The 26277-nt window shown below is 45.9% G+C and carries 25 protein-coding genes; 23 read left to right on the forward strand and 2 right to left on the reverse strand.

Translation table 11 applies throughout. The features are described 5' to 3' along the window. The first annotated feature begins 145 nt into the window (after positions 1 to 145). From hpf to GFC30_RS02660, 9 genes are all read left to right on the forward strand, one after another. Complete coding sequence (hpf, locus tag GFC30_RS02620; protein WP_066322778.1) at positions 146 to 694, forward strand: ribosome hibernation-promoting factor, HPF/YfiA family; 549 nt, start codon at positions 146 to 148, stop codon at positions 692 to 694. A 66-nt stretch (positions 695 to 760) separates the two neighbouring features. After that, positions 761 to 1255 (forward strand): hypothetical protein, encoded by a 495-nt coding sequence (locus GFC30_RS02625; protein WP_066322779.1) that lies wholly within the window; start codon positions 761 to 763, stop codon positions 1253 to 1255. A 130-nt stretch (positions 1256 to 1385) separates the two neighbouring features. Further along, positions 1386 to 3893 (forward strand): preprotein translocase subunit SecA, encoded by a 2508-nt coding sequence (gene secA, locus GFC30_RS02630; protein ID WP_066322780.1) that lies wholly within the window; start codon positions 1386 to 1388, stop codon positions 3891 to 3893. A 77-nt stretch (positions 3894 to 3970) separates the two neighbouring features. Continuing rightward, a protein-coding gene (gene prfB, locus GFC30_RS02635; RefSeq protein WP_148660417.1) for a peptide chain release factor 2 occupies positions 3971 to 5081 on the forward strand; the annotation gives its coding sequence in 2 pieces (ribosomal slippage) (positions 3971 to 4045 and positions 4047 to 5081; 1110 coding nt in all). A gap of 242 nt (positions 5082 to 5323) precedes the next feature. Beyond that, positions 5324 to 6187, forward strand: a complete 864-nt coding sequence (locus GFC30_RS02640; protein ID WP_066322782.1) for a YitT family protein — start codon at positions 5324 to 5326, stop codon at positions 6185 to 6187. A gap of 61 nt (positions 6188 to 6248) precedes the next feature. Further along, on the forward strand, positions 6249 to 6572 hold the full coding sequence (gene cccB / locus GFC30_RS02645; protein ID WP_066322783.1) for a cytochrome c551: 324 nt from the start codon (positions 6249 to 6251) through the stop codon (positions 6570 to 6572). 175 nt (positions 6573 to 6747) lie between these two features. Continuing rightward, positions 6748 to 7434 carry a cell division ATP-binding protein FtsE gene (gene ftsE / locus GFC30_RS02650; RefSeq protein ID WP_066322784.1) on the forward strand — a complete coding sequence of 229 codons (687 nt, stop codon included), beginning with the start codon at positions 6748 to 6750 and terminating at the stop codon, positions 7432 to 7434. Next, positions 7424 to 8317 (forward strand): permease-like cell division protein FtsX, encoded by an 894-nt coding sequence (gene ftsX / locus GFC30_RS02655; RefSeq protein ID WP_066322785.1) that lies wholly within the window; start codon positions 7424 to 7426, stop codon positions 8315 to 8317. Before ftsE ends, ftsX begins: the two co-directional genes overlap by 11 nt. 36 nt (positions 8318 to 8353) lie before the next feature. After that, positions 8354 to 9598 (forward strand): murein hydrolase activator EnvC family protein, encoded by a 1245-nt coding sequence (locus GFC30_RS02660; RefSeq protein WP_066327052.1) that lies wholly within the window; start codon positions 8354 to 8356, stop codon positions 9596 to 9598. 444 nt (positions 9599 to 10042) lie between these two features. Here GFC30_RS02660 and GFC30_RS02665 read toward each other — a convergent pair whose 3' ends face one another. Beyond that, complete coding sequence (locus GFC30_RS02665; protein WP_066327055.1) at positions 10043 to 10831, reverse strand: COG4705 family protein; 789 nt, start codon at positions 10829 to 10831, stop codon at positions 10043 to 10045. A 492-nt stretch (positions 10832 to 11323) separates the two neighbouring features. Between GFC30_RS02665 and GFC30_RS02670 the strand changes: the two genes are divergently transcribed. Beyond that, complete coding sequence (locus GFC30_RS02670) at positions 11324 to 12772, forward strand: S41 family peptidase (RefSeq protein WP_066322786.1); 1449 nt, start codon at positions 11324 to 11326, stop codon at positions 12770 to 12772. Between the two features lie 105 nt (positions 12773 to 12877). Here the strand turns inward: GFC30_RS02670 and GFC30_RS02675 are convergent, their stop codons facing one another. Then, complete coding sequence (locus GFC30_RS02675) at positions 12878 to 13363, reverse strand: MerR family transcriptional regulator (RefSeq protein WP_066322787.1); 486 nt, start codon at positions 13361 to 13363, stop codon at positions 12878 to 12880. Between the two features lie 194 nt (positions 13364 to 13557). On the opposite strand from GFC30_RS02675, the gene GFC30_RS02680 reads away from it, so the two are divergent. The 13 genes from GFC30_RS02680 to GFC30_RS02740 all read left to right on the forward strand — a co-directional run bounded on the left by GFC30_RS02680 (position 13558) and on the right by GFC30_RS02740 (position 26276). Then, complete coding sequence (locus GFC30_RS02680) at positions 13558 to 14748, forward strand: PDZ domain-containing protein (protein ID WP_066322788.1); 1191 nt, start codon at positions 13558 to 13560, stop codon at positions 14746 to 14748. A gap of 16 nt (positions 14749 to 14764) precedes the next feature. Further along, a complete protein-coding gene (locus tag GFC30_RS02685; RefSeq protein ID WP_066322789.1) occupies positions 14765 to 14986 on the forward strand; it encodes a CsbA family protein in 222 nt (73 codons plus the stop codon). A gap of 90 nt (positions 14987 to 15076) precedes the next feature. Next, a complete protein-coding gene (uvrB, locus tag GFC30_RS02690; RefSeq protein ID WP_409978509.1) occupies positions 15077 to 17092 on the forward strand; it encodes an excinuclease ABC subunit UvrB in 2016 nt (671 codons plus the stop codon). Positions 17093 to 17097: 5 nt separating this feature from the next. Next, positions 17098 to 19962: an excinuclease ABC subunit UvrA gene (uvrA, locus tag GFC30_RS02695; RefSeq protein ID WP_066322791.1), complete on the forward strand. Its 2865-nt coding sequence runs from the start codon at positions 17098 to 17100 to the stop codon at positions 19960 to 19962. A gap of 144 nt (positions 19963 to 20106) precedes the next feature. Next, positions 20107 to 20436: a magnetosome magnetite crystal formation protein family gene (locus GFC30_RS02700; RefSeq protein WP_066322792.1), complete on the forward strand. Its 330-nt coding sequence runs from the start codon at positions 20107 to 20109 to the stop codon at positions 20434 to 20436. Continuing rightward, a complete protein-coding gene (locus tag GFC30_RS02705) occupies positions 20433 to 20627 on the forward strand; it encodes a PspC domain-containing protein (RefSeq protein WP_066322793.1) in 195 nt (64 codons plus the stop codon). The genes GFC30_RS02700 and GFC30_RS02705 overlap by 4 nt, the downstream gene beginning before the upstream one ends. Next, entirely contained in the window at positions 20624 to 20968 is a 345-nt protein-coding gene (locus GFC30_RS02710) for a phage holin family protein (RefSeq protein ID WP_084256167.1), read from the forward strand. Before GFC30_RS02705 ends, GFC30_RS02710 begins: the two co-directional genes overlap by 4 nt. A gap of 85 nt (positions 20969 to 21053) precedes the next feature. Further along, positions 21054 to 21989, forward strand: a complete 936-nt coding sequence (gene hprK / locus GFC30_RS02715; RefSeq protein WP_066327058.1) for an HPr(Ser) kinase/phosphatase — start codon at positions 21054 to 21056, stop codon at positions 21987 to 21989. A gap of 14 nt (positions 21990 to 22003) precedes the next feature. Continuing rightward, entirely contained in the window at positions 22004 to 22813 is an 810-nt protein-coding gene (lgt, locus tag GFC30_RS02720) for a prolipoprotein diacylglyceryl transferase (protein WP_066322795.1), read from the forward strand. Positions 22814 to 22830: 17 nt separating this feature from the next. Next, entirely contained in the window at positions 22831 to 23766 is a 936-nt protein-coding gene (locus tag GFC30_RS02725) for a nucleoside recognition domain-containing protein (protein WP_066322796.1), read from the forward strand. Then, positions 23766 to 24419, forward strand: coding sequence for a pyrophosphatase PpaX (gene ppaX, locus GFC30_RS02730; protein ID WP_066322797.1), 654 nt, complete (start codon positions 23766 to 23768; stop codon positions 24417 to 24419). Before GFC30_RS02725 ends, ppaX begins: the two co-directional genes overlap by 1 nt. Beyond that, on the forward strand, positions 24416 to 24916 hold the full coding sequence (locus tag GFC30_RS02735; RefSeq protein WP_066322798.1) for an acyltransferase: 501 nt from the start codon (positions 24416 to 24418) through the stop codon (positions 24914 to 24916). Before ppaX ends, GFC30_RS02735 begins: the two co-directional genes overlap by 4 nt. 181 nt (positions 24917 to 25097) lie before the next feature. After that, positions 25098 to 26276 (forward strand): ATP phosphoribosyltransferase regulatory subunit, encoded by a 1179-nt coding sequence (locus GFC30_RS02740; RefSeq protein WP_066322799.1) that lies wholly within the window; start codon positions 25098 to 25100, stop codon positions 26274 to 26276. Position 26277 lies beyond the last annotated feature (1 nt).

Below are 26277 nucleotides of genomic sequence, written 5' to 3' on the forward strand. Positions count from 1 at the left end.
TCAAACAATTACCTAAGTAGATATTACCACATAATTGCGTGTGTTTCACAAAATTTTCAAAAAAACATTCGACGTTTGAAGAAGGATTTTGTAGGGTATTGTAGAATTATATATATAACCTTTGATTAAAGGAGGCATACAGCGTATGAAGTACAACATTCGCGGTGAAAACATTGAGGTGACCCAAGCATTGCGGGAGTATGTCGAAAAAAAAATCGGCAAATTAGAGCGTTATTTTGAATCTACGGAAGGAGTAACTGTACACGTTAATTTAAAAGTATATAATGATAAACAAGCAAAAATTGAAGTGACGATTCCGATGCCACAATTAGTGTTGCGCGCCGAAGAACGCCACGATGATATGTATGCGGCAATCGATTTAGTAGCCGATAAATTAGAACGCCAAATTCGCAAACATAAAACAAAAGTGAACCGAAAATGGCGGGATAAAGATACGAAGCATGTGTTTGCGCCAAATGATGCGCCGGCAACGGCAGTCGAAACGGAAGAAGAAGAATTCGAACTCGTCCGGACGAAGCGATTCAGCTTAAAACCGATGGACAGCGAAGAAGCGATTTTGCAAATGAATATGCTCGGTCATAACTTCTTCGTCTTTACCAACGCCGAAACAAACCGGACAAACATCGTCTACCGCCGGAAAGACGGTCGGTACGGCTTAATTGAAACGAACTAACGCACACACCCTCTGTCGCTTTTCGACAGAGGGTGCTATACTACTATTGGAAGGAGGTGAGGGAGGATGGAGGCCATTTTGCGCGAAATTTTAGCGAAAGTGACCAATATTGAAAGTGGTTTTTTGTCTTTTCAAGAAGAAGTGCGCGACCGATTTGCCCAGATTGACAAGCGATTCGAGCAGATCGATGAGAGGTTTGCGCAGATCGATGAGAGGTTTGCGCAGATCGATGAGAGGTTTGCTCAGATCGATGAACGGTTCGCTAACATGGAAACTCGATTAGTTGCGCTTGAAAATGAGATGAAAGAAACAAACAAGCGCATCAGCCATCTTGAGAAAGAAATGCGTGATGTCAAGACACGTCTTGAACAAGTAGAAACCCAATTAGGTGAGGTAAAAGAAACCGTTCAACGACTAGAAGTTCAATTAGCAGATGACGTACATGCGTTATTGCAAAGCATTTATAGAAAGATCGATGAAAAAGGATTTGAAATCTATGCTCTTAACAAACGCCTGTTGCGAGTAGAAGCAACGATCGAACAATTGCAATCGCAAGTGTAACCAATCCAGCGAGAACGCTGGCTTTTCTTTTTTCCACTTTATCCCCACTCCTTTCCGCGTCTTAGTTGTCACCTATTCCTGTAAATGATATGATGTAAATTAGTGATTCTATAATTAAGGGGCGTTCAGTATGCTTGGAGTATTAAAAAAGGTGTTTGACCCAAACAAACGCCAAATTCATCGATTAGAAAAAATTGCAGAGCAAGTCGATGCGCTCGGTCCGGAAATGGCAAACCTTTCTGATGAACAGTTGCGCCAAAAAACGGAAGAATTTAAAGCGCGCTATCAACAGGGCGAGTCGCTTGATGATTTATTAGTTGAAGCGTTTGCCGTCGTGCGCGAAGGAGCGAAGCGCGTCCTTGGCTTATATCCATACAAAGTGCAAATTATGGGCGGGGTCGTCCTCCATGAAGGCAATATTGCCGAAATGAAAACAGGGGAAGGAAAAACGTTAACGGCAACGATGCCGGTCTATTTAAATGCACTTACCGGTAAAGGTGTGCACGTCGTTACCGTGAACGAATACCTCGCGAGCCGCGACGCAACGGAAATGGGGCGGTTGTACGAATTTTTAGGGTTAACCGTTGGCTTAAATTTAACGGGCATGTCACAGGAAGAAAAACAAGCGGCGTATAATGCCGATATTACGTACGGAACGAACAACGAATTCGGTTTTGACTATTTGCGTGACAACATGGTGCTTTATAAAGAGCATATGGTGCAGCGTCCGCTTCATTTTGCCGTCATCGACGAAGTTGACTCGATTTTAATTGACGAAGCACGCACGCCGCTTATTATCTCCGGAACGGCGCAAAAATCGACGAAATTGTATATTCAAGCGAATGCGTTCGTCCGCACGTTGAAAAAAGACGTCGACTATACGTACGACGAAAAAACAAAAAGCGTCCAGCTGACGGAAGAAGGCATTACGAAAGCAGAGCGGGCGTTTGGCATTGACAACTTGTTTGACTTGAAACATGTGACGTTGAACCATCACATTAACCAAGCGTTAAAAGCACATGTGACGATGCACCGCGATGTTGATTACGTCGTTGAAGACGGAAAAGTCGTGATTGTTGACCCATTTACTGGTCGTTTGATGCGTGGCCGCCGCTACAGTGACGGCTTGCATCAAGCGATTGAAGCGAAAGAAGGACTCGAAATTCAAAACGAGTCGATGACGCTCGCGACGATTACGTTCCAAAACTACTTCCGCATGTACGAAAAACTAGCGGGAATGACCGGTACGGCGAAAACGGAAGAGGAAGAGTTTCGCAACATTTACAACATGCAAGTCGTCGTCATTCCGACAAACCGGCCGGTTATTCGTGAAGACCGTCCAGACTTAATTTATAAAACGATGGAAGGAAAGTTCCGCGCCGTCGTCGACGATATTGCGGAGCGCCACGCGAAAGGGCAGCCGGTGCTCGTCGGGACGGTGGCGATTGAAACGTCGGAATTAATTTCCAATATGTTGAAAAAACGCGGCATTCCGCATAACGTATTAAACGCGAAAAACCATGCGAAAGAAGCGGAGATTATCGCACAGGCGGGCCAAAAAGGCGCGGTGACGATCGCAACGAACATGGCCGGACGCGGAACGGATATTAAGCTTGGTGAAGGCGTGAAAGAACTTGGTGGATTGGCCGTTATCGGTACGGAGCGGCACGAAAGCCGCCGGATTGACAACCAATTGCGTGGGCGTTCTGGGCGCCAAGGCGACCCGGGGGTATCGCAATTTTACTTGTCGCTTGAAGATGAATTGATGCGCCGCTTCGGTTCAGAAAACTTAATGGCGATGATGGATCGGTTAGGCATGGACGACTCGCAGCCGATTCAAAGTAAAATGGTGACAAAAGCGGTCGAATCAGCACAAAAACGGGTCGAAGGCAACAACTTCGATGCGCGCAAGCAGTTGTTGCAGTACGACGATGTGTTGCGTGAGCAGCGCGAAATTATTTACCGTCAACGCTTTGAAGTGCTCGATTCGGAAAACTTGCGCGGCATCGTCGAAAAAATGATTCAATCCGTCATTGAACGGATCGTGAACGCGCATACGCCGAGTGAAGAAATGCCGGAAGATTGGGATTTAAAAGGCATTATCGACTATGTCAACGCGAACCTTTTACCAGAAGGCGATGTTACAATCAATGACTTGCGCGGCAAAGAGCCGGAAGAAATGATCGAACTTATTTGGCAAAAAGTAAAAATGCGCTATGACGAAAAAGAAGCGCAAATCGCACCAGAGCAAATGCGCGAGTTTGAGCGCGTCATCGTCCTTCGCGCCGTCGATATGAAATGGATGGATCATATTGATGCGATGGAACAACTGCGCCAAGGGATTCACTTGCGGGCGTATGGTCAAGTTGACCCGCTCCGTGAGTACCAAATGGAAGGATACGCGATGTTTGAAGCGATGATTGCCTCGATCGAAGAGGAAGTCGCAAAATACATTATGAAAGCAGAAATTCATAGCAACCTTGAGCGGCAAGAAGTCGCCAAAGGCGAAGCCGTCCATCCGAAAGACGATGAAGGAGAAGTGAAGAAAAAGCCGGTGCGCAAAGCGATGGATATCGGACGAAACGACCCGTGCATTTGCGGCAGCGGCAAAAAGTATAAAAACTGTTGTGGACGATAAGTGAGGGAATTTCCCTCGCTTTCGTTATGTTGCGTTCGTTGGAACGTTTGAATACAATAATGCTTGAGGTGAACGTCATGTTTGATTTAGTAGAAGTGAAGCAAGAGTTAGAAAAAATGGCTAAGCGATTAGCGGATATTAGGGGGTCTCTTTGACCTCGATGCAAAAGAAGCGCGCATTCAAGCGCTAGAAGAACAAATGGCCGCGCCAAACTTTTGGGATGACCAAAAAGCAGCACAAGCGGTCATTAGCGAGGCAAATGCGCTGAAAGAGTTAGTCGGCGAGTTTCGCGCGCTAGAGGAGCGGTTTGACAACTTAGAAGTGACGTATGAACTTGTTAAAGAAGAGCCGGATGAGGACTTGCAGCAAGAGCTTGTGGCAGAGGCGAAAAAGCTCGCGAAAGATTTTAGCGAATTTGAACTTCAACTATTATTAAACGAGCCGTACGATAAAAACAACGCAATTTTAGAACTGCATCCAGGGGCAGGCGGTACGGAATCGCAAGACTGGGGCTCAATGCTTTTGCGCATGTATACGAGATGGGCGGAGAAAAAAGGCTTTAAAGTCGAAACGCTCGACTATTTACCAGGCGAAGAGGCGGGTATTAAAAGCGTGACGCTTTTAATTAAAGGGTATAACGCTTACGGCTATTTAAAAGCGGAAAAAGGAGTACATCGGCTTGTGCGCATTTCGCCGTTTGATGCCTCAGGACGCCGCCATACGTCGTTTGTGTCGTGCGAAGTGATGCCAGAGTTTGATGATGATATTGAAGTGGAAATTCGTCCGGACGAAATCAAAGTTGATACGTACCGTTCAAGTGGAGCTGGCGGTCAGCACGTCAATACGACCGATTCGGCTGTTCGCATTACCCATCTTCCGACCGGTATTGTCGTGACGTGCCAATCGGAGCGGTCGCAAATTAAAAACCGCGAAAAAGCGATGAATATGTTGAAAGCGAAGCTCTATCAAAAGAAAATGGAAGAGCAGCAAGCCGAGCTTGCCGAGATTCGCGGCGAGCAAAAAGAAATCGGCTGGGGCAGTCAAATTCGCTCGTACGTATTCCATCCGTATTCGCTTGTCAAAGACCATCGCACGAACACCGAAGTCGGCAACGTTCAAGCGGTCATGGACGGCGAAATTGACGTTTTTATCGATGCGTATTTACGTTCGAAACTAAAACAAGGGTGATCCATTGGGATCGCCTTTTTTGTTAAGAAAAATGATAGTGTGCCTGTATATTCTCTGCCGGTCAAAGCAATTGGTTCCTCCCATGTCTAAAGACGGGCTACACCCCGCACGGGTTTTCTCCGGTTGTAGTTTGTAAGTCAAACTTCTTCTCTTTATTCTAGTAACACATTATTGCATTAATTAGATGGCATTTACTTGCCAAAACGGGCATGCTATACTCACAAAGGAAAGGTGGGAAAAGCATGGGAAAAAAAAGAGGAAAAACGTTGCCTCCAACGATGGAAACAATCATCGAATATGCCTACATACTCATGGGTTCTGCGATTGTCGCGGTGGCGTTTAACGTCTTTTTACTGCCAAACCGCGTCGCTTCCGGCGGGGTGAGCGGACTTAGTACGATTTTGCATGCGACACTTGGCTGGCAGCCGGCGTATGTGCAGTGGGCGTTTAACATTCCGCTCTTCATCGCGGGGGTCGTATTGCTCGGCCGGCAGTTTGGGGCGAAAACGCTTGTCGGCACGATTTTTTTGCCGTTTGTCGTCTATTTAACAAAAGATATCGAACCAGCGACGCATGACCCGCTGCTTGGTTCACTATTTGGCGGCATAGGTGTCGGTATCGGACTCGGGATTGTTTTTCGCGGTAAAGCATCGACCGGCGGAACGGACTTAGCAGCGCAAATTATTCATAAATATACGGGATTGTCGTTAGGCACGTGCGTCATTTTAATTGATGGGCTCATTGTCTTAACAGCAGCGATTGTGTTTGATATTGAACGAGCATTATATGCACTTATTGGCTTATTTGTCACAAGCAAAACGATCGACTTCGTTCAAGTCGGTTTCGGTTATTCGAAAATGGCGATGATTATTACGAACAAAGAAGAAGAAGTGCGCGAAGCGATTTTACATAAAATTAACCGCGGGGTAACGAAATTGTCAGGATTTGGCGGTTATACCGAACATGAACGCCCTGTGCTGATGTGCGTCGTCGAGCAAACGGAGTTCACAAAATTGAAACAATTGGTGAAAAGCATTGATCCATCAGCGTTTGTCGTCGTTATGGACGCCGCTGAGGTGCTTGGCGAAGGATTTAAACGTGCGTAAAAAATGCAAAAATCGGGTATAATAGAAGCGTATGCAATTTTCTATAGGGGGGAGTCCGTTCATGAAAGGAAAACTCATCGGCCTATTCGTAGGCGCATCACTTGTACTAGCTGCTTGTGGCGGGGGGAATAGTGCAAGCGATAATAAAGATAACAGCGGCTCGACTGCTTCTGCAGCAGAGCAAATTTTCCAGCAAAACTGTGCTAGCTGCCACGGCCAAAACTTAGAAGGAAAAGTAGGACCGAATCTTCAAAAAGTCGGCAGCAAATACTCCAAAGACGAAATTAAACAAATTATTGAAAAAGGACGCGGCGGCATGCCAGCTGGCGTCATTCAAGGCGATGATGTCGACAAAGTCGCGGAATGGTTAGCTTCCAAAAAATAAGCGACAAGCAATCCAGTGCCATTTGGTACTGGATTGTTTTTATTTTGAAATATAACTGTAAACAAAAAATGTATCGAACCGTGTTATAATATGTCTTGTGGAATTTTGTATAAATAGCGCGAGAATGATCGAATGATTGTTTCAATGACGATTTTACAAAATAAGGTGATGAATAATGATCGAAATGAAAGATGTATATAAAACATACCCAAACGGCGTGATAGCCTTAAATGGCATTAGCGTCCGCATTAAACAAGGCGAATTTGTCTACGTCGTGGGTCCGAGCGGTGCAGGGAAATCGACGTTTATTAAAATGATGTACCGCGAAGAAAAGCCAACGAGTGGCTCGATTATGATTAATGGGGTGAACTTGGCGAAAATGAAGGATAGCCGGGTGCCGCTTTTACGCCGTCATATTGGTGTTGTATTCCAAGATTTTAAATTACTTCCCAAGCTAACGGTATATGAAAATGTAGCGTTTGCTTTGGAAGTAATTGAAGAATCCCCAAAAGTGATTAAAAAGAAAGTGATGGAAGTATTAGATTTAGTTGGATTAAAACATAAAGCCCGCTTTTATCCGAACGAGCTTTCGGGCGGGGAGCAACAGCGCGTATCTATCGCTCGTTCGATTGTCAACTCGCCCAAAATCGTCATTGCGGACGAGCCGACAGGAAACTTAGACCCCGAAAACTCATGGGGCATTATGGAGCTGTTTGAAACGATTAATGACCGAGGCACGACGATTGTGATGGCAACCCATAACCGTGAAATTGTCAATACGATAAAAAAGCGCGTCATTGCGATTGAAAGTGGAAAAATTGTCCGTGATGAGGCAAGGGGGGAATACGGCTATGAGAATTAATACCCTCCGCCGCCATATGCGCGAAAGTGTAAAAAGTCTCGGGAGAAATGGCTGGATGACGTTTGCGTCCATTAGTGCAGTGACAGTGACGCTGTTGCTTGTCGGCGTGTTTCTTGTCATTATGATGAACATGAACCATTTTGCGAACAAAATCGAAAGCGATGTCGAAATTCGCGTATATATTGACGTGACGGCAAGCGAAAAAGATAAGCAAGCGTTAAAAGCGCAAATTGAGGCAGTTCCAGGAGTCAAAGATGTGCAATATTCGTCCAAAGAGCAAGAGCTGCAAAACCTAATTAAAAGTTTTGGAGAAGAAGGAGCGTCGTTCCGCCTTTTTGAACAAGACAACCCGTTAAGCGACGTATACGTCGTTAAAGCAGCGAAACCAGAAGACATAGCAAAAATCGCCAAAAAAATAGAAGCGTTTCCTTTTGCTCATAAAGTGAAGTACGGCCAAGGGCAAGTGGAGAAGCTATTTAGTACATTAAAAGTTGCGCGAAATGTTGGGATTGGCTTAATTGTCGGTCTTTTGTTCACGGCGATGTTTTTAATCTCGAACACAATTAAAATTACGATTTTTGCGCGCCGGCGTGAAATTGAGATTATGAGATTAGTAGGTGCGACGAACGGATTTATTCGCTGGCCGTTTTTCTTAGAAGGATTGTGGCTTGGGGTGATTGGAGCCGTCGTACCGATTGCGTTCATTTCATTCGTGTACTATAACCTTTATGCATTTTTAAAGCCGAAGGTAACCGTTCCGTTTTTGCAGTTGCTTCCTGTTGACCCGTTTATGTGGCAAGTTAGCGCCATTTTATTGGCGTTAGGGGCATGCATTGGTGTTTGGGGAAGTATGATGTCCGTCCGGAAATTTTTAAAAGTTTAATAGAGAAAGGGGAACAAAGTTGTGAAGCAAAGAGTAATGTCACTAGCGGTAGCGGCCGTACTTGGGATGACGAGCTTTTCTTACCCGGCAAATGCGGTGAGCAATCGAGAAATTCAGCAAAAACGAAGCGCGATTAATAACATCCAGTCGAAACAGTCTTCCATCCAAAGTGAAATAAAGAAAGCAGATCAACAAATCGAACAGATAAAGACGCAGCAAGCGCAGCTGGCAACGGAAATGGAAAAATTGGACATGGAAGTATCAGAAACGAGTGCAAAAATCCGCAACGTTTCCCAAACGATTAATGACACAAAGAAAGATATTGAAGCGTTGAAACACCAAATTGCGGAAGTAGAGGCACGCATTGAGAAACGGAATGAGCTACTGAAAGAGCGGGTACGTTCGTTACAGTTAAGTGGTGGGCTCATTAGCTATTTAGACGTATTGCTTGGTTCGCAAAGCTTTGGCGACTTTATCGACCGGATTAGCGCGGTGACGACGATTTTTGAAGCGGACAAGCAAATTATTCAGGAGCAAGAAGAAGATAAAGCGTTGAAAGCGAAGAAGGAAAATGAATTAACGTCGAAATTGACGACGCTGCAAAATGATTTGCAAGAGTTAGAGCAATTAAAACAAACGTTAAATCAGCAAATGAACGAAAAAGAGCAGCTTATGGCGCAATTAAAACAGCAGGAGCAAAGCATTAACGAAGAAAAATTATCGTTAGCGGAAGAGCAAGAGTTGTTGGAAAAACAAGAAGCGGCTATTCGTTCACAACTTCAGCAACTATTAATTAAAAAGCAGCAAGAACAAGCAGCCCAACAATCACCATCATCGTCTAATCATTCGAATAGCGGTGGAAACGTCCCTCCGGTAACTGACGGTGTGTTCATGCGTCCAGCCAATGGTCCGATTACCTCAGGATTTGGTCCGCGTGGCGGGGAGTTCCATTATGGGGTGGATATTGGCAAGCGCGCGCCAGAAGTTCCAGTCGTCGCAGCAGCCGATGGTGTCGTGTTCCGTTCCTACTATTCTCGTAGTTATGGAAACGTCGTATTTATTACGCATGTGATTGATGGGCAAGTATATACAACTGTCTATGCCCACTTAGAATCGCGGCTTGTCAGCGAAGGGCAGACGGTAAGCAAAGGACAGATCATCGGTTACATGGGCAATACAGGTCAATCAGAAGGGTCGCACCTTCATTTTGAATTGCATCGTGGCCCGTGGAATGCTGCAAAATCGAACGCGGTCAATCCGTTAAGCTATATTAATTTTTAAATGTTGTAGAGATACAAAAAGAATAAAAATTAAATGAATAGTATAAAAATACACAATTTGTCTAGATCGCTATGACGACAAGTTGTGTATTTTTTTTTTCAAGGATTAGGTTATCAATTTTATTAAAAACAATCCGTGGTGCTAGTTGAGTGCTAGCGCTCAACTAGCACAAATGTTACAAGCGAATATGCCAACAATATACCATCTATAATAAGTTGTAGCAAAGAATTTCCACGCTATTTCCTTCGTACAGGTGTGTTAATTATCCAATTAACAGCGCTCGATTCCTCGCTTTTCTGCCTTAGTCGGCAAGCAAACGGGCTTGACTGCGTCACGTGTTCGCGTGACAGAGAACCGAACAACGAGCAGCCCGACAGTCGAAAAATGTTAACACTTCAATGTGCATTTATATAGTAAGCCCGCTTGAAACTAACGGGCTCTGCTTTACTCTTTAGTTGAGCTTCGGAGCGGGATTTCGTCCCTTCTTGTCTTGGTCAGATAGAGGACCAAGCTCAAAATAGTTATGAGGAAGATCGCACTGGTTCCTATCGTACCTAGACCAAGGCCACCTTCATGTCGCGGCTGTGACAAGTAGTCGCCAAGAGAGGCACCTAGAGGGCGGGTCAAGATATAGGCGCTCCAGAAGGCAAGCACTGCATTCATTTTAAAGAAATAGTAAGCGATGGTGATTACACCGATCAATGCGGCGAACATAAGCGCTGCCTCCCAGTAACCTAAGTGGAGACCCTCTGCTGTGAGATCACCGGCTGCAGTACCTAGGGCAAAGGTAAACAAGATGGCCAACCAGTAAAATGCTTCTCGCCTGACCGTGTAAATAGAGTGAATAGATAGTGTTTTTTCACTTACGTACCAAGCCGCAAAAGTCAAAAGCAGTGCGACGGTGAAGACGATGGTAGTAGTTTCAAGAGTGACGCCAAGGTTGTCCACAAGATTGTCGGAGATGAGCGTACCGACAATGCTGATCAGGACAACCGCAAGCCAGTAGATTCTTGGAACGTACTTTCTGGACCTGAACTGGAAGAACAGAGTGATAAGTAAGAGACTACTCATGACAAAGGTCGTGTTAGTCAAGCCTAGGTTCAAGTTCCCATTTAGGAAATCCGCGGCTGTTTCTCCCACGGTAGTTGTCAAGATTTTAATAATCCAGAAGAAGAGCGTGATTTTTGGAACCTTGCTCCATATCTGATAATCTTGTCGCGTATTGTCCGTCATGTTATGAGAAATGGATCGGTTTGTTGTCAATGAATTCATCTCCTTTTCATGATTTGTTTTGATTCATCATTTGATGACTGTTGTTAAAAGACAGGGACTTTACGTGAATATGCTAATATGTTTTGATGAGATTTATCTAGAAACCTAATGAAATCTAAATGAAAAGCCCATGAAAAAAATGTTTAAAAAACTTTTCACTGCTCTGGGATGAGCATCCATTCACTCATCTCAGCATTTTTCAGCAAAGAGTTCTTTCTATGGTGATAGTGATGGAAGTGATAATGGCAGATATGAAGTCCTTCTTAATAAAATTGTTTGAGCAGGACAGTAATTGATGCAAGAAGTCAGCTATACGAGTTGAGAAAATCGAGCGAACGGTGTAAACTGGTAGTGCGTGTATCATATTTTGTACAAGCCAAACATATAATGACGATAAAGGGCATCGCACGGTGGTGTGGTGCCTTTCCTTGCATGGTGTAGGGAGGAGAAACGATGAAGAAGCAAACGGTAGCACTATTAATGGCATTATCGATGGTAATCGGGGCAGGCGGAACGTATGCTGGCATGCAATTTGCTGAACGGAAGACGGACAATGCGTTGATTTTTCCATCGGAGCAAACAACGAAATCGATGACGAAAAGCGAGGAGGAAGAATTAAAAAAAGTTCAGAAAGCATATGAACTCATTAAAAGTCGGTATGTGCAAAAAGTAGATGACAAAAAACTAGTAGAAGGCGCCATCCAAGGGATGATTCAGACGCTCGACGACCCGTATTCTGTCTACATGGATGAAGAAACGGCGCATCAATTTAACGACTCGCTTAACTCTTCCTTTGAAGGAATCGGTGCGGAAGTGAGCATGGTCGACGGAAAGGTGACGATCGTTGCCCCGTTTAAAAACTCTCCGGCGGAAAAGGCAGGGCTAAAGCCGAACGACCAAATTTTAAAAGTGGACGGGAAAAGCTTAGAAGGGCTTGATTTGTACGAAGCAGTCTTAAAAATTCGCGGGAAAAAAGGAACGACTGTTCATTTAGACATTTTGCGCCCTGGAGTGAAAGACATTATTAAAGTGAGCGTCGTCCGTGATGAAATTCCGATTGAAACGGTGTACGATTCAGTGAAAACGTACAATGGCAAAAAAATTGGCTATTTAGAAATTACGTCGTTCTCGGAAAATACAGCGCAAGATTTTCAAAAGAAATTGGCGAAATTAGAAAAAGAAAAAATTGCGGGGCTCATTCTTGATGTTCGCGGCAATCCTGGCGGCTATTTGCAAAGCGTCGAAGAAATTTTAAAACAGTTCATTCCAAAAGATAAACCGTACGTCCAAATTGAAGAACGAAACGGGAATAAGCAACAATTTTACTCCGACTTACCAGCGAAAAAGCCGTACCCGATCGTCGTGCTCATTGATAAAGGCAGTGCGTCGGCTTCTGAAATTTTAGCCGGTGCGATGAAAGAAGCGGGCGGCTACAAATTAGTCGGGGAAACGTCGTTCGGGAAAGGAACGGTACAACAAGCCATCCCGATGGGCGATGGCAGCAACATTAAACTGACGCTCTATAAATGGCTGACTCCGGATGGACATTGGATTCATAAAAAAGGAATCAAACCAGATATTACGGTCCAACAACCAGATTATTTCCATGCGACGCCGATTCATATCGAAAAACCACTTGCATATGACATGAACAACGAACAAATTAAAAGCGCGCAGCAAATGTTAAAAGGGCTTGGATTTGACCCAGGAAGGGAAGACGGTTATTTTAGCAAACAAACGGAACGAGCGGTGAAATCGTTCCAACAAGCAAATAAATTGCCGGTTACCGGAAAAATCGACAACCAAACTGCCAAACTGCTCGAAACAAAAGTATTGCAAGCTGTCCGCGACGACCAAAACGATGCTCAATTAAAAGCAGCGATAAAAGCATTGTTTGAATAATGATTGTTTTTCATCACGCAAAAAGAAGCGCAACCGAGCGGCGCTTCTTTCTTTTTTTGAAAAATCGTTTGCTCACCATTTTCATGACGAGGCAGCGAAGTTCGGTTATACAAACATCCCCATAATTCGGCTGACGCCTCGCCGCTTCGGTAGCTTCGGCGCGTCGTCGGCTTGTTTAGTTTGTTCTTCTAACAAGGCAAGGCGTTGTTCGAGTTGACGGATATACGCATGAAGTTCTTCAATTTCTTTGCGGTGCTGCAACAGCTGAAATGAGACGACTTCGTCCGCTTTTTGTTCTAGCTGCCGTTCGACGCGGTGCAGGCGGGCGGTGAATTTGTCTAGGTGCGGTTGAATGTAGGTGGAGAAAAACGTGTCTGGGCATAACGCGTGTTCGTCTTCCAACTCCATTTCTTCGAGCGCGGCACCGTGTTCAAATTTGATTTGTTCAAGCAACGTAATCGTTTCTGCATCAAAGACGTAATGACCAGCCTCATTTTTTTGGCACGGAATATTGTACTTTTTCACCCAACGCTGCACCGTTTTCGGCGATACCCCGAGCCGTTTTGCGACATTGCTCGTTTTGATTTCCATCAGTCGTTCCTCCTTTTCGTTTCTTTCTGTATATCATTTTTCCATCGAGTGCCTATTTCCTTTCTGTTTGACAAAACTAGTGGTCATTCGGCAAAGAAAGTGGAAATACGCCAATATACGAAAAATATATGCAGGGAGTTGGCGGATTTGCTAGAATAAATAGATAAGAGACGTTTGCCATCGGAGGTGGGAAAATGGCGTCGGTATGGGGCATGGAATTGATTGCTAGTATTGGACGAGGATTAGCACAGCCGTTTTTGTATTACGGCATATTGCTTGTGGCGTTTGTCGGATGGCGTCGGGTGAAGCGAGAGCGCCGGTCTTTCCATATTCGCGTCTATGATTGGTTGCATGAAAGTAAGTTTTTTTGGCGGAGCGGGCTTGGCATCGGGCTTTTGCTTTCGCTTATCATCGTAATTGTAGGAATCGTCATTCCGACAGACGGGGTGTTGCTGCTTTTTTACGTGACAGCCTTGCTCGGGTTGACGTTACAACTAAGGCTATTGTCCCCTGCGTATACGGTGGGGGGGACGATGATAGCTATAGCGGTATTAACAAAATACGAAAAAACAAAGCCGTTTTTTGCTGCTTATTTTCCAGAGCTAAAAGAAATGAACGTGGCGTCAATGGCGCTCCTATTAGCCCTTCTTTTACTAGCGGAATCGTGGCTTATTTTGCGAAACGGTGCGGAAGGGACGTCGCCGCAACTAACGAAAGGAAAGCGCGGATTAGTCGTCGGGGAGCATTGGGCAGAGCGGCTTTGGCTTGTGCCGGTATTGTTGCCAGTGCCAAATGGAGTGCTTGCGCCTTTCTCATGGTGGCCGTTGCTCCCTGCTGGAGATGGTGCTTATTCGCTTCTATTTGTGCCGTTTTTGCTTGGGTTTTCGCAGCGCGTCCAAGGGATGCAGCCGCAGCTTTCGATTTGGCTGACAGGGAAGCGCGTCTGTTTACTTGGACTTATCGTTGGCGTGTTAGCGCTTGCTAGCTATTGGTACGGGGTGCTTGCGATTGTTGCGGCGGCTGTTGCATTATTTGGACGGGAGTGGCTTGCGTTTTGGCAACATACACAAGACCGAGCGCAACCGCCGCATTTTGCGCACCGGGCGCACGGGCTCGTCATTTTAGGTATTCTTCCTGGGTCAAAGGCGGAAAAAATGGCGTTAAAAATCGGCGAAATCATTGTCAAGGTGAACGGAACACCAGTGAACACAGAAGAAGAGTTTTACGAAGCGCTCCAGCCTAACCGTGCCTATTGCAAGCTAGAAGTGTTGGACGAAAACGGAGAAATTCGCTTTGTTCAAGGGGCGCTATACGAAGACGAACACCATGAGCTTGGGTTATTGTTTGTACGAGATCGGGAAAAATGGACATCGGAAGCGGTGTAGAGAAGGAGTTTTTTATATGTGGTTTATCATTGCCTTAATTGTACCGTTTTTATTAGTGTTGTTATTTACGCGCGTGACGTACAACCATTATGTCGGGACGTTGTTGACTGCCGCGTTGTTAGTCGCTTCTTACATTAAGGGGTATACGAACGAGTGGTATGAAATTTTTGCAGACATCGCCTCGACAATGGCAGGGTTTTTAGTGGCAGAGAAAATGGTGCGAAATATAAAAAAGTGACGTGCTTTCCGGTGGGGGAGGCACTTTTTTTTTGAGGAAAAACGAATGTCAGTTCGTATTTTTGTGCATCTTACTGTTGGATATGATACAATGAAACATAGGATAAATGCGCATAGGAGGATTGGTGCAGTGAACGATCGGTTTGAGTTAGTGTCTGCCTATGAGCCGCGCGGCGATCAGCCGCAAGCGATTGAAAAACTTGTCGAAGGGATTCAGCGTGGAGTCAAGCACCAAACGTTATTAGGAGCAACTGGAACGGGAAAAACATTTACGATTTCCAACGTCATTCAACGAGTGAATAAACCGACGCTTGTGATCGCACATAATAAAACGCTCGCAGGGCAATTATATAGCGAATTGAAAGAATTTTTTCCGAACAACGCGGTCGAATATTTCGTGAGCTACTACGATTATTATCAGCCGGAAGCGTATGTACCGCAGACGGATACGTACATCGAAAAAGATGCAAGCATTAACGATGAAATTGATAAACTTAGGCACTCAGCGACATCGGCGCTATTTGAACGGCGCGATGTCATTATTGTCGCGAGCGTATCATGCATCTATGGCTTAGGATCGCCGGAAGAATACCGAGAATTGGTCGTTTCGCTTCGCGTCGGCATGGAAATCGAACGGAATGAATTATTGCGCCGCCTTGTCGATGTGCAATATGCACGCAACGACATTGATTTTCAGCGCGGAACGTTTCGTGTGCGCGGCGACGTCGTCGAAATTTTTCCAGTGTCACGCGATGAGCATTGCATTCGCATCGAATTTTTCGGTGATGAAATTGACCGGATTCGTGAAGTCGATGCACTGACAGGCGAAGTGATTGGTGAGCGGGAACATGTAGCAATTTTCCCAGCTTCGCACTTCGTCACGCGCGAAGAAAAACTCAAGCTCGCCATTGAAAACATTGAACAGGAACTACAAGAGCGGCTCGAGGAGTTGAGAGCGCAAGGCAAACTATTAGAAGCGCAGCGGTTGGAACAGCGGACGCGCTATGATTTAGAAATGATGCGGGAAATGGGCTTTTGTTCCGGGATTGAGAACTACTCCCGCCACTTAACGCTCCGTCCGCCTGGTTCGACGCCGTATACGCTGCTTGACTACTTCCCAGACGATTTTCTTATCGTCATTGATGAATCGCACGTGACGGTGCCGCAAATTCGTGGGATGTATAACGGAGATAAAGCGCGGAAACAAGTGCTTGTTGACCATGGCTTCCGCCTACCATCCGCACTCGATAACCGACCGTTGACGTTTGATGAGTTTGAACAAAAAATCAATCAAGCCATTTACGTATCCGCAACCCCAGGACCGTACGAACTAGAACACTGTCCGGAAGTCGTCGAGCAAATTATCCGTCCGACGGGTCTTCTTGACCCGACGATTGATGTCCGTCCAATTGGTGGGCAAATTGACGATTTAGTCAGCGAAATTCACGAACGCATCCAGCGGAATGAACGGACGCTCGTGACGACATTGACGAAAAAAATGGCAGAAGATTTGACCGACTATTTAAAAGACATTGGCATAAAAGTCGCATACTTGCATTCGGAAATTAAAACATTAGAACGGATTGAAATTATTCGCGACTTGCGATTAGGGAAATACGACGTGCTCGTCGGCATTAACTTATTACGCGAAGGGCTAGATATTCCAGAAGTATCGCTTGTGGCAATTTTAGATGCTGATAAAGAAGGATTTTTGCGTTCAGAGCGTTCGCTTATCCAAACAATTGGCCGCGCGGCGCGCAACGCGAACGGGCATGTGATTATGTACGCGGATACGATCACCAAATCGATGGAAATCGCGATGAACGAAACGAAGCGGCGCCGAGCGATACAAGAAGCGTACAACCGCGAACATGGCATCGTTCCACAAACGATTAAAAAAGAAGTTCGTGATTTGATTCGGGCGACATATGCTGCGGAGCAGCAAGAACCATATGAAGCAAAACAAGCGCAAAAGCTAACGAAAAAAGAACGAGAAAAACTTATTGCCAATATAGAAAAAGAAATGAAAGAAGCGGCGAAAGCGTTGGATTTCGAACGCGCTGCGGAACTGCGTGACTTACTGTTTGAACTAAAAGCGGAAAGGTGAGAACGATGGCACTAGATAAAATCATTATTAAAGGGGCGCGGGCGCACAATTTAAAAAACATTGACGTCGAAATTCCGCGCGATCAGCTTGTCGTGCTGACGGGCTTATCCGGCTCGGGGAAATCGTCGCTTGCGTTTGATACGATTTACGCCGAAGGGCAGCGTCGCTATGTCGAGTCGCTTTCGGCGTATGCTCGCCAATTTTTAGGACAAATGGATAAACCGGATGTCGACGCGATTGAAGGGTTGTCCCCTGCCATTTCGATTGACCAAAAAACGACGAGCCGTAACCCGCGTTCAACAGTCGGGACGGTGACAGAAATTTACGATTATTTGCGCCTTTTGTTTGCCCGCATCGGCAGACCTGTTTGTCCGACGCATGGCATTGAGATTACGTCGCAAACGATTGAACAAATGGTGGACCGCATTTTATCATATCCAGAGCGAACAAAAATCCAAGTATTAGCACCGGTTGTTTCTGGGCGGAAAGGGACGCATGCGAAAACGCTTGAAGACATGAAAAAACAAGGATACGTACGTGTACGCATCGACGGGGAAATGCGGGAACTAACGGATGACATTCTTCTAGAAAAAAATAAAAAACATTCTATAGAAATTGTCGTCGATCGCCTTGTTGTAAAAGAAGGCATTGCTTCGCGCCTAGCCGATTCGCTTGAGACGGCGTTAAAATTAGCCGATGGAAAAGTGATTATCGACGTCATCGGGGAAGAAGAGCTGCTATTTAGCGAACACCACGCATGTCCGCATTGTGGCTTTTCCATCGGCGATTTAGAGCCGCGCCTTTTTTCGTTCAACAGCCCATACGGTGCTTGCCCAGAATGCGATGGCTTAGGGGCGAAATTAGAAGTCGACCGCGATTTAGTCATTCCAAACGAGGAGTTGACGCTCCGTGAGCACGCGATTGCGCCGTGGGAGCCGCAAAGCTCGCAATATTATCCGCAACTATTAGAAGCGGTATGCCGCCATTACGATATCGATATGGACATGCCGGTAAAAGAACTGCCGAAAGAGCAGCTCGATCGCTTGCTATATGGCAGCAACGGCGAAAAAATTTATTTTCGCTATGAAAATGATTTTGGCCAAGTTCGCGAAAACTACATCGAATTTGAAGGCGTCATTCCTAACATTGAACGTCGCTATCGTGAAACGAGTTCCGATTATGTTCGCGAACAAATGGAAAAATATATGGCAGAACAATCATGTCCGACATGTAAAGGCAACCGGCTGAAGAAAGAAAGCTTAGCCGTATTCATCGGCGGCAAACATATTGGAGAAGTGACGGCGTTTTCTGTCACCGAAGCGCTCGAGTTTTTCCGAACGCTCAAGCTGAGTGAAAAAGAACAAAAAATCGCCCATATGATTTTGCGTGAAATTATCGAACGGCTTGGCTTTTTGCAAAACGTCGGTCTCGACTATTTGACGTTAAACCGTTCAGCTGGCACGCTTTCCGGTGGGGAAGCGCAGCGCATTCGCTTAGCGACGCAAATCGGTTCGCGCTTGACAGGAGTATTGTATATTTTGGACGAGCCGTCGATTGGACTGCATCAGCGCGATAATGACCGATTAATTGCGACGCTAAAAAGCATGCGTGACATTGGCAATACGCTCATCGTCGTTGAACATGACGAAGATACGATGCTCGCAGCAGATTATTTGATTGATATTGGACCAGGTGCTGGCATTCACGGTGGGCAAGTTGTTGCTGCCGGAACACCGCAAGAAGTCATGAACGACCCGAACTCACTCACTGGACAATATTTATCAGGAAAGAAATTTATTCCATTGCCTACGGAGCGTCGCCAGCCAGATGGACGTTGGCTTGAAATTATTGGTGCTAAAGAAAACAATTTAAAAAACGTGTCCGTGAAAATTCCGCTCGGGACGTTTATTGCGGTAACGGGTGTGTCCGGCTCAGGGAAAAGTACGCTTGTGAACGAAATTTTGCATAAAGCGCTCGCGCAAAAATTGCAGCGTGCCAAAGCCAAACCGGGAGAGCACAAAGAAATTCGTGGCATCGAACATTTAGAGAAAGTTATCGATATCGACCAGTCGCCAATCGGACGGACACCCCGTTCAAACCCAGCGACGTACACGGGCGTCTTTGATGACATTCGTGAAGTGTTTGCGGCGACGAATGAAGCGAAAGTACGTGGCTATCAAAAAGGAAGATTCAGTTTTAATGTGAAAGGCGGGCGCTGTGAAGCGTGCCGTGGCGATGGGATCATTAAAATCGAAATGCACTTTTTGCCAGATGTGTACGTTCCATGTGAAGTATGCCACGGCAAACGATATAACCGCGAAACGCTCGAAGTGAAATATAAAGACAAAAATATCGCCGAAGTGCTAGAGATGACGGTCGAAGATGCACTTGCGTTTTTTGAAAATATCCCGAAAATTAAGCGGAAATTACAGACGATTTACGATGTCGGCTTAGGGTATATTCAACTTGGCCAGCCGGCGACGACTTTATCCGGCGGCGAAGCGCAGCGGGTGAAGCTCGCTTCCGAATTGCACCGCCGCTCCAACGGTCGGACGCTGTACATTTTGGATGAACCAACGACCGGGCTGCACGTCGATGACATCGCCCGTTTGTTAAAAGTGTTGCAGCGGCTTGTCGATAACGGCGATACGGTGTTGGTGATTGAGCATAATCTCGATGTGATCAAGACCGCCGACTATATTATTGACCTTGGACCAGAAGGCGGAGACCAAGGCGGGCAAATTGTGGCGGTTGGAACGCCGGAAGAAGTAGCACAAGTCGAACGTTCCCATACTGGTCGTTATTTGCAGCCGATTTTAGCGCGCGACCGCGAACGAATGCACGCTTTGTACGAAGTGCCGAGCAGATAATGCTCGGCGTCTTTTCTTTAGACCAACAAGTCCCTCTTTCACGGGTAGGGAGTCATCTTCTTGTTTATAATCGTTCTGATGTTTGATGAAACTTTTTCTTATGCGTATCGTATGTATAAGTAACAACGAAAGGGGATGGAACGAATGGAAGGGAATAAACTCATTGCAGCGTTATGTTATTTTAGTGTGTTGTTCGCTCCGTTTTTATTTCCGCTCATCGTCTATTTTGTGACAAAGCAGGCGCGCGTCAAGCAACATGCGAAAGCGTCGTTTTTGTCGCACTGCATTCCGGTAGCGCTGTTTGTCTTTAGCGCTATAATGGTCATCGTCCTTGGCATGAGTCAAAACGACGCCTTTTTCGGCTGGTGGCTGCTCGGAGCGTTAGGTGGAGGGCTTGCGCATGTCATTGTTGCCGTTTGGAATATTATAAAAGGGATTAAAGTATTGCAGGAAACAGGAGGAAATTACCAATGAAAACATTAGTTCGTCCGCTGCATGACCGGGTGTTGGCAGGGGTATTAAGTGGCATTGCGCAATATGTGCAAATGGATGCGACGGTCGTTCGGCTCCTTTTTGTCGCACTTCTTCTAATAACAGGGGTGATGCCGTTTGCTTTTTTATACGTATTGGCGATTTTCATCATTCCAAATGAGGTGAAATCATGAGATGGATAGCGCATATTATCGTCAATGCTGTACTGTTATTGGCTCTTGCCGGTTATTTTCAGTCGATTCATTTATCAGGTATCGGCGCTGCGCTAGTCGCTAGTTTTTTGCTGTCGGTATTAAATATTGTAGTGAAGCCTGTCCTTATTTTGCTTACGCTTCCGGTAACCGTTTTAACGTTCGGGTTATTTTTATTTGTGATTAACGCCATCACCCTTTGGCTAACGTCATGGTTGATGGGAGATTTGTTTACGATTGACGGATTTGGCGCTGCTTTGTTTGCTTCCTTAGCGATTTCCCTTTTCCATATGGTTATTGATGCGATCAGTAACAATGATTAAAACGTTCCGCTTTGGCGTGAACGTTTTCTTTTTTCACACGTACGCGGAAAAGTGTTACAATGAAGAAAGCAAAGGAGGGGTTTGTGTGCCAAAAGTGCGGACGAAAGATTTAATCGAAAAATTTCAATTAGAGCTGATTAGCGGGGCGGAGGGAATTCACCGTCCGATTACGACAAGCGACTTGTCCCGTCCCGGCATTGAAATGGCCGGTTATTTTGCCTATTATCCAGCGGAGCGGATTCAATTATTAGGGAAAACGGAACTTTCGTTTTTTGAGAAATTAAATCCGCGTGAAAAGAAAATTCGGATGGAAAAGCTTTGTACAGACATTACGCCCGGCATTATTGTATCGCGTGGGTTAGAGGTGCCGATGGAGCTAATCGAGGCATCAGAGCGGCATTCGGTTCCAGTGATGCGTTCAACGATGAAAACGACGCGCCTTTCGAGCCGGTTGACGAACTTTTTAGAAAGCAAGCTCGCGCCGACGACAGCTGTTCACGGTGTATTAGTCGATGTATATGGGGTTGGCGTATTGATTACCGGAAAAAGTGGGGTCGGTAAAAGCGAAACGGCGCTTGAATTAGTGAAACGCGGACATCGGCTCGTGGCGGACGACTGTGTGGAAATTCGACAAGAAGACGAAGGGGTGCTCGTCGGCAGTGCACCAGAACTTATTGAGCATTTACTAGAAATTCGTGGTCTTGGCATTATTAATATGATGACGCTGTTTGGCGCCGGAGCGGTTCGGACGCATAAACGGATTTCGTTAGTCATTGATTTAGAGCTTTGGGATCCGAACAAACAATATGACCGATTAGGGCTTGAAGAAGAAAAAGTAAAAATTATTGATACCAACGTGACAAAACTGACGATTCCAGTTCGCCCTGGTCGCAACTTGGCGGTCATTATTGAAGTGGCAGCGATGAATTTCCGCTTGAAGCGAATGGGGGTTAACGCTGCGGAAGAATTTTCTGCACGGCTTACAGATGCAATTGAAGACGGGGAACACGATTACGAATAAAGGGGGAGAAGTTGTTGGAGGCATCGATTCAGCCATTAGATCGCGTATTTTTGCATCTTGGTCCGATTACGATTTATTGGTACGGGGTTATTATCGGTACTGGCGTATTGTTAGGATTGTGGCTTGCGACAAGGGAAGCTGTCCGGCGCGGGCTATCGAAAGAAACGTTTGTTGACCTTGTGTTGCTGGCAGTGCCGATTGCGATTATATGCGCGCGTGCCTATTATGTCTTGTTTGAATGGGAATATTATTCGCGGCACCTTTGGGATATCCCGAAAATCTGGGAAGGAGGGCTAGCGATCCACGGTGGGCTTATCGGGGCGATCGTGACAGGCATTGTGTTTGCGAAACGGCGCAGGCTATCGTTTTGGAAGCTCGCAGATATTGCAGCACCAAGCATTATTTTAGGACAGGCGATCGGCCGCTGGGGAAACTTTATGAATCAGGAAGCGCACGGCGGACCAGTGACGAGAGAGTTTTTAGAACGGTTGCATTTGCCAGATTTTATTATTAACCAAATGTATATTGATGGGCAATATTATCATCCGACGTTTTTGTACGAATCGATTTGGAATATTACAGGGTTTTGCTTGCTTCTTTTGCTTCGTCGTGTCAATTTGCGGCGCGGGGAGCTGTTTTTAAGCTACCTTATTTGGTATTCGATCGGCCGTTTCTTTATTGAAGGAATGCGCACCGATAGTTTAATGTTGACGGCCCATCTTCGCATTGCCCAAGTGATGTCGATTTCGTTGATTTTGCTTGCCGTAAGCATTTGGATTGTCCGGAGAGCAAAAGGATTAGCGGAGGAGCGTTATTTAGACTAGAAAAGGAGAGAACGAGGTTGTTGGAGACGATCAAAAAAGGATTGGATGTGGGTGTCAAAACGACGTGGACGCTTGGTAAAATCATTTTCCCAGTTACGCTAATCGTATCGTTATTGCAGCATACGCCAATTTTGCAATGGCTCATAAAACTTGTAGCGCCATTGATGGGATGGATCGGCTTGCCCGGCGATGCGGCGATTCCGCTTGTACTTGGGAATTTTTTAAATTTATATGCGGGAATCGGTGCGATCTTGACGCTTCATTTGACGGTGAAAGAAGTGTTGATTTTAGCTGTCATGCTGTCGTTTTCACACAACTTGCTTGTCGAAGTGACTGTTGCGGGGAAAGTCGGAGTCAACGTTGTGTTAGCGGTAGCTGTTCGTGTAAGCTTAGCGATCGTCTCTGCTTTTTTCATTCATCTTGCTTGGCAAGGCGGAAACGACATCGCCCAGTACGGCTTTATTTCTAATTCAGGGGAACAACTCACGAGTTGGAGCGATGTCATTCTCGCTGGTGTTCAAAAAGCGTTTGTTGGTATCGTTCAATTAGCGATGATCGTCATTCCATTAATGGTCGGCATTCAAGTGCTAAAAGATTTGAAATGGCTTGACGTATTCTCTCGCTGGATGGCTCCGGTCACGAAAGTGCTTGGGATGAAAGAAAATACGTCGATGACGCTGGCGGCAGGGCTTTTATTCGGGCTGGCGTATGGAGCAGGAGTGATGATTCAAGCGGTAAAAGAAGACGGCGTATCGAAAAAAGATGTCACGCTCGCGTTCCTTTTTCTTTCCGCTTGTCATGCTGTTGTCGAAGACACGTTATTGTTCGTGCCGCTCGGCATTCCGGTATGGCCGCTGTTGCTCATTCGCCTCACAACGGCTATTATATTGACGGTTGCCGCTAGCTTCACTTGGAATCGCATTGTACAAACGAGAAGAAAGGAAGCTGTTTGATGAATATTCGCACGATTTTATTTGATTTAGACGGCACGTTAATCGACACAAACGAGCTCATTATTCAGTCGTTTTTACATACGTTAGAAACGTACTATCCGGGAAAATATAAGCGGGAAGATGTGCTACCGTTTATCGGTCCGCCGCTGTATGATACGTTTGTTTCGCTTGATCGCGATGAAGCGCACGTGCAAGAAATGATTGCGACATACCGCGCCTTTAATCATGCGCAGCACGATGCGCTGGTGAGGGAATACGAAACGGTGTACGAAACGATTGCGGCATTGCACCGAAATGGTTTTCGCTTAGGGGTCGTGACGACGAAAATTAATGCGACGGCGATCATGGGATTAAAGCGGACGAAACTCGATCCGTTTTTCCATTGTGTCGTCGGGCTTGATGATGTAAAAAACGCTAAACCGCACCCAGAGCCGATTTTAAAGGCGCTTGAATTGCTCGATTCTAAACCGGAAGAAGCGCTCATGGTTGGCGATAATTATCACGATATTTTAGCCGGGAAACAAGCGGGAACAAAAACGGCTGGGGTCGCATGGGCGATTAAAGGACGGGAATACTTAGAAAAGTATGAGCCGGATTTTATGCTCGAAAAAATGAGCGATTTATTGCGCATTGTAGGGGTGGAATCAGTTTGAGACGAACGACGAAATATCCGGTATCGGGTGCGAATTCGCTTTGGCAAATTTATCGGACGGTTTCCTTTTGGAAAGTGTTTAAAAATGTCATCGTCATTCAAATCGGGCGCTATACGCCGTTTATGTCACTAAAAAATTGGCTATACCGTACGTTTCTAGGTATGGAAATTGGCGAGAAAACAGCGCTTGCTTTTATGGTCATGCCGGATATTATGTTTCCCGAAAAAATCAAAATCGGAAACCATTCGATTATCGGCTACAATACGACGATTTTAGCGCACGAATATTTGATTAATGAATATCGACTCGGTCCGGTCGTCATCGGCGATGAAGTGATGATCGGCGCTAACACAACAATTTTGCCCGGCGTGACGATCGGTGACCGTGCGGTTGTCGGCGCTGGCACGCTCGTTCATAAAGACGTACCGGCCGGCGCTTTCGTAGCCGGCAATCCGATGCGCGTCATCCGCCAGCAAGAGATGCATTCTAACCAATAGGTAGAATGCATTTTTTTAAGGTAAGAAAGTATTAGAATCTTGAATCGATGTCTAGCTTCGAACTCACATCCTCCTCCGCTTTTTTATAGTTGACGTATGTCAAAAGGAAGAGTAAACTACAAGTAACTTCACTTCTCTACCATATTAGCAAACTAAAGTATTTTAAAAAGGACGTGTGGACATGTCAAAGTTATTTACATTTGAAAAACCGCTCGGCATGCGCGATACATTGCCGTTTTTATATAAAGTCAAAAAACGTGTCCGTCAAGCGATGACGAACGAAATTGAACAATGGGGATACGAGTTTATTGAAACGCCGACATTAGAATATTACGAAACGGTCGGTTCGGCTTCGGCGATCGCGGACCATCAATTGTTTAAACTTTTGGATCAACAAGGGCATACGCTTGTGTTGCGCCCTGATATGACAGCACCAATCGCCCGTTTAGCCGCTTCTCGTCTTTACCAGCATGGCAATCCGCTTCGCTTGGCGTACCATGCGAACGTGTTCCGCGCCCAGCAACGCGAAGGCGGCCGTCCGGCAGAGTTTGAACAAATCGGCGTTGAGTGCATCGGTGATGGCACTGTGACCGCTGATGCCGAAGTGATTCGCTTGATGATCGCCGCGTTAGAAAAAACAGGGTTGGAGCGGTTTGCAGTGGCGGTTGGGCATATCGGCTACGTCAATGCGCTGTTCGTCGACATTTTAGGCAATGAAGAACGGGCGAACGTGTTGCGCCGCTTTTTATATGAAAAAAATTACGTCGGCTACCGCAACCATGTCAAATCGTTGCCGCTTTCATCGATCGATCAGCAACGGCTATTAAAGCTACTTGAACTGCGTGGGGATGCTAAAGTGCTTGCGAGCGCCCGCGAACTAGTACAGACGGAGGCGGGGATAAAAGCGGTCGAAGAACTTGCGGAGCTATGGAACGCCCTCCGATTGTTTGGCGTAGCGGATACGGTAAAAATGGATATGACGCTCGTCAGCCATATGAGCTATTACACTGGCATTTTGTTTGAAGTATATGCCGACGGCGTCGGTTTTCCGCTTGGAAACGGGGGACGTTACGATGAGCTGCTTGAAAAATTTTCGTGCAAAGCGCCGGCGACTGGGTTTGGTATTCGCCTCGATCGCCTCATTGAAGCATTGCCAGAAGCAGCGGTCGAAAGCGAGATCGAATGCATCGTGTTCAGCCAAGAACGGTTTGCCGAGGCGATTGAATTGGCGAATGAAAAGCGGCGCGATGGCAAAAAAGTCGTGTTGCAACATATCGCCGGCATTCGGGATATTGATGCTTACAGCAAACGCTATGGAGCGATCACCTATTTGCTCGGTCGAGCGGGAAAGGAGGAATAAG

Origin of the sequence: Anoxybacillus amylolyticus (genome assembly GCF_001634285.1) — a bacterium.
Lineage (GTDB): Bacteria > Bacillota > Bacilli > Bacillales > Anoxybacillaceae > Anoxybacteroides > Anoxybacteroides amylolyticum.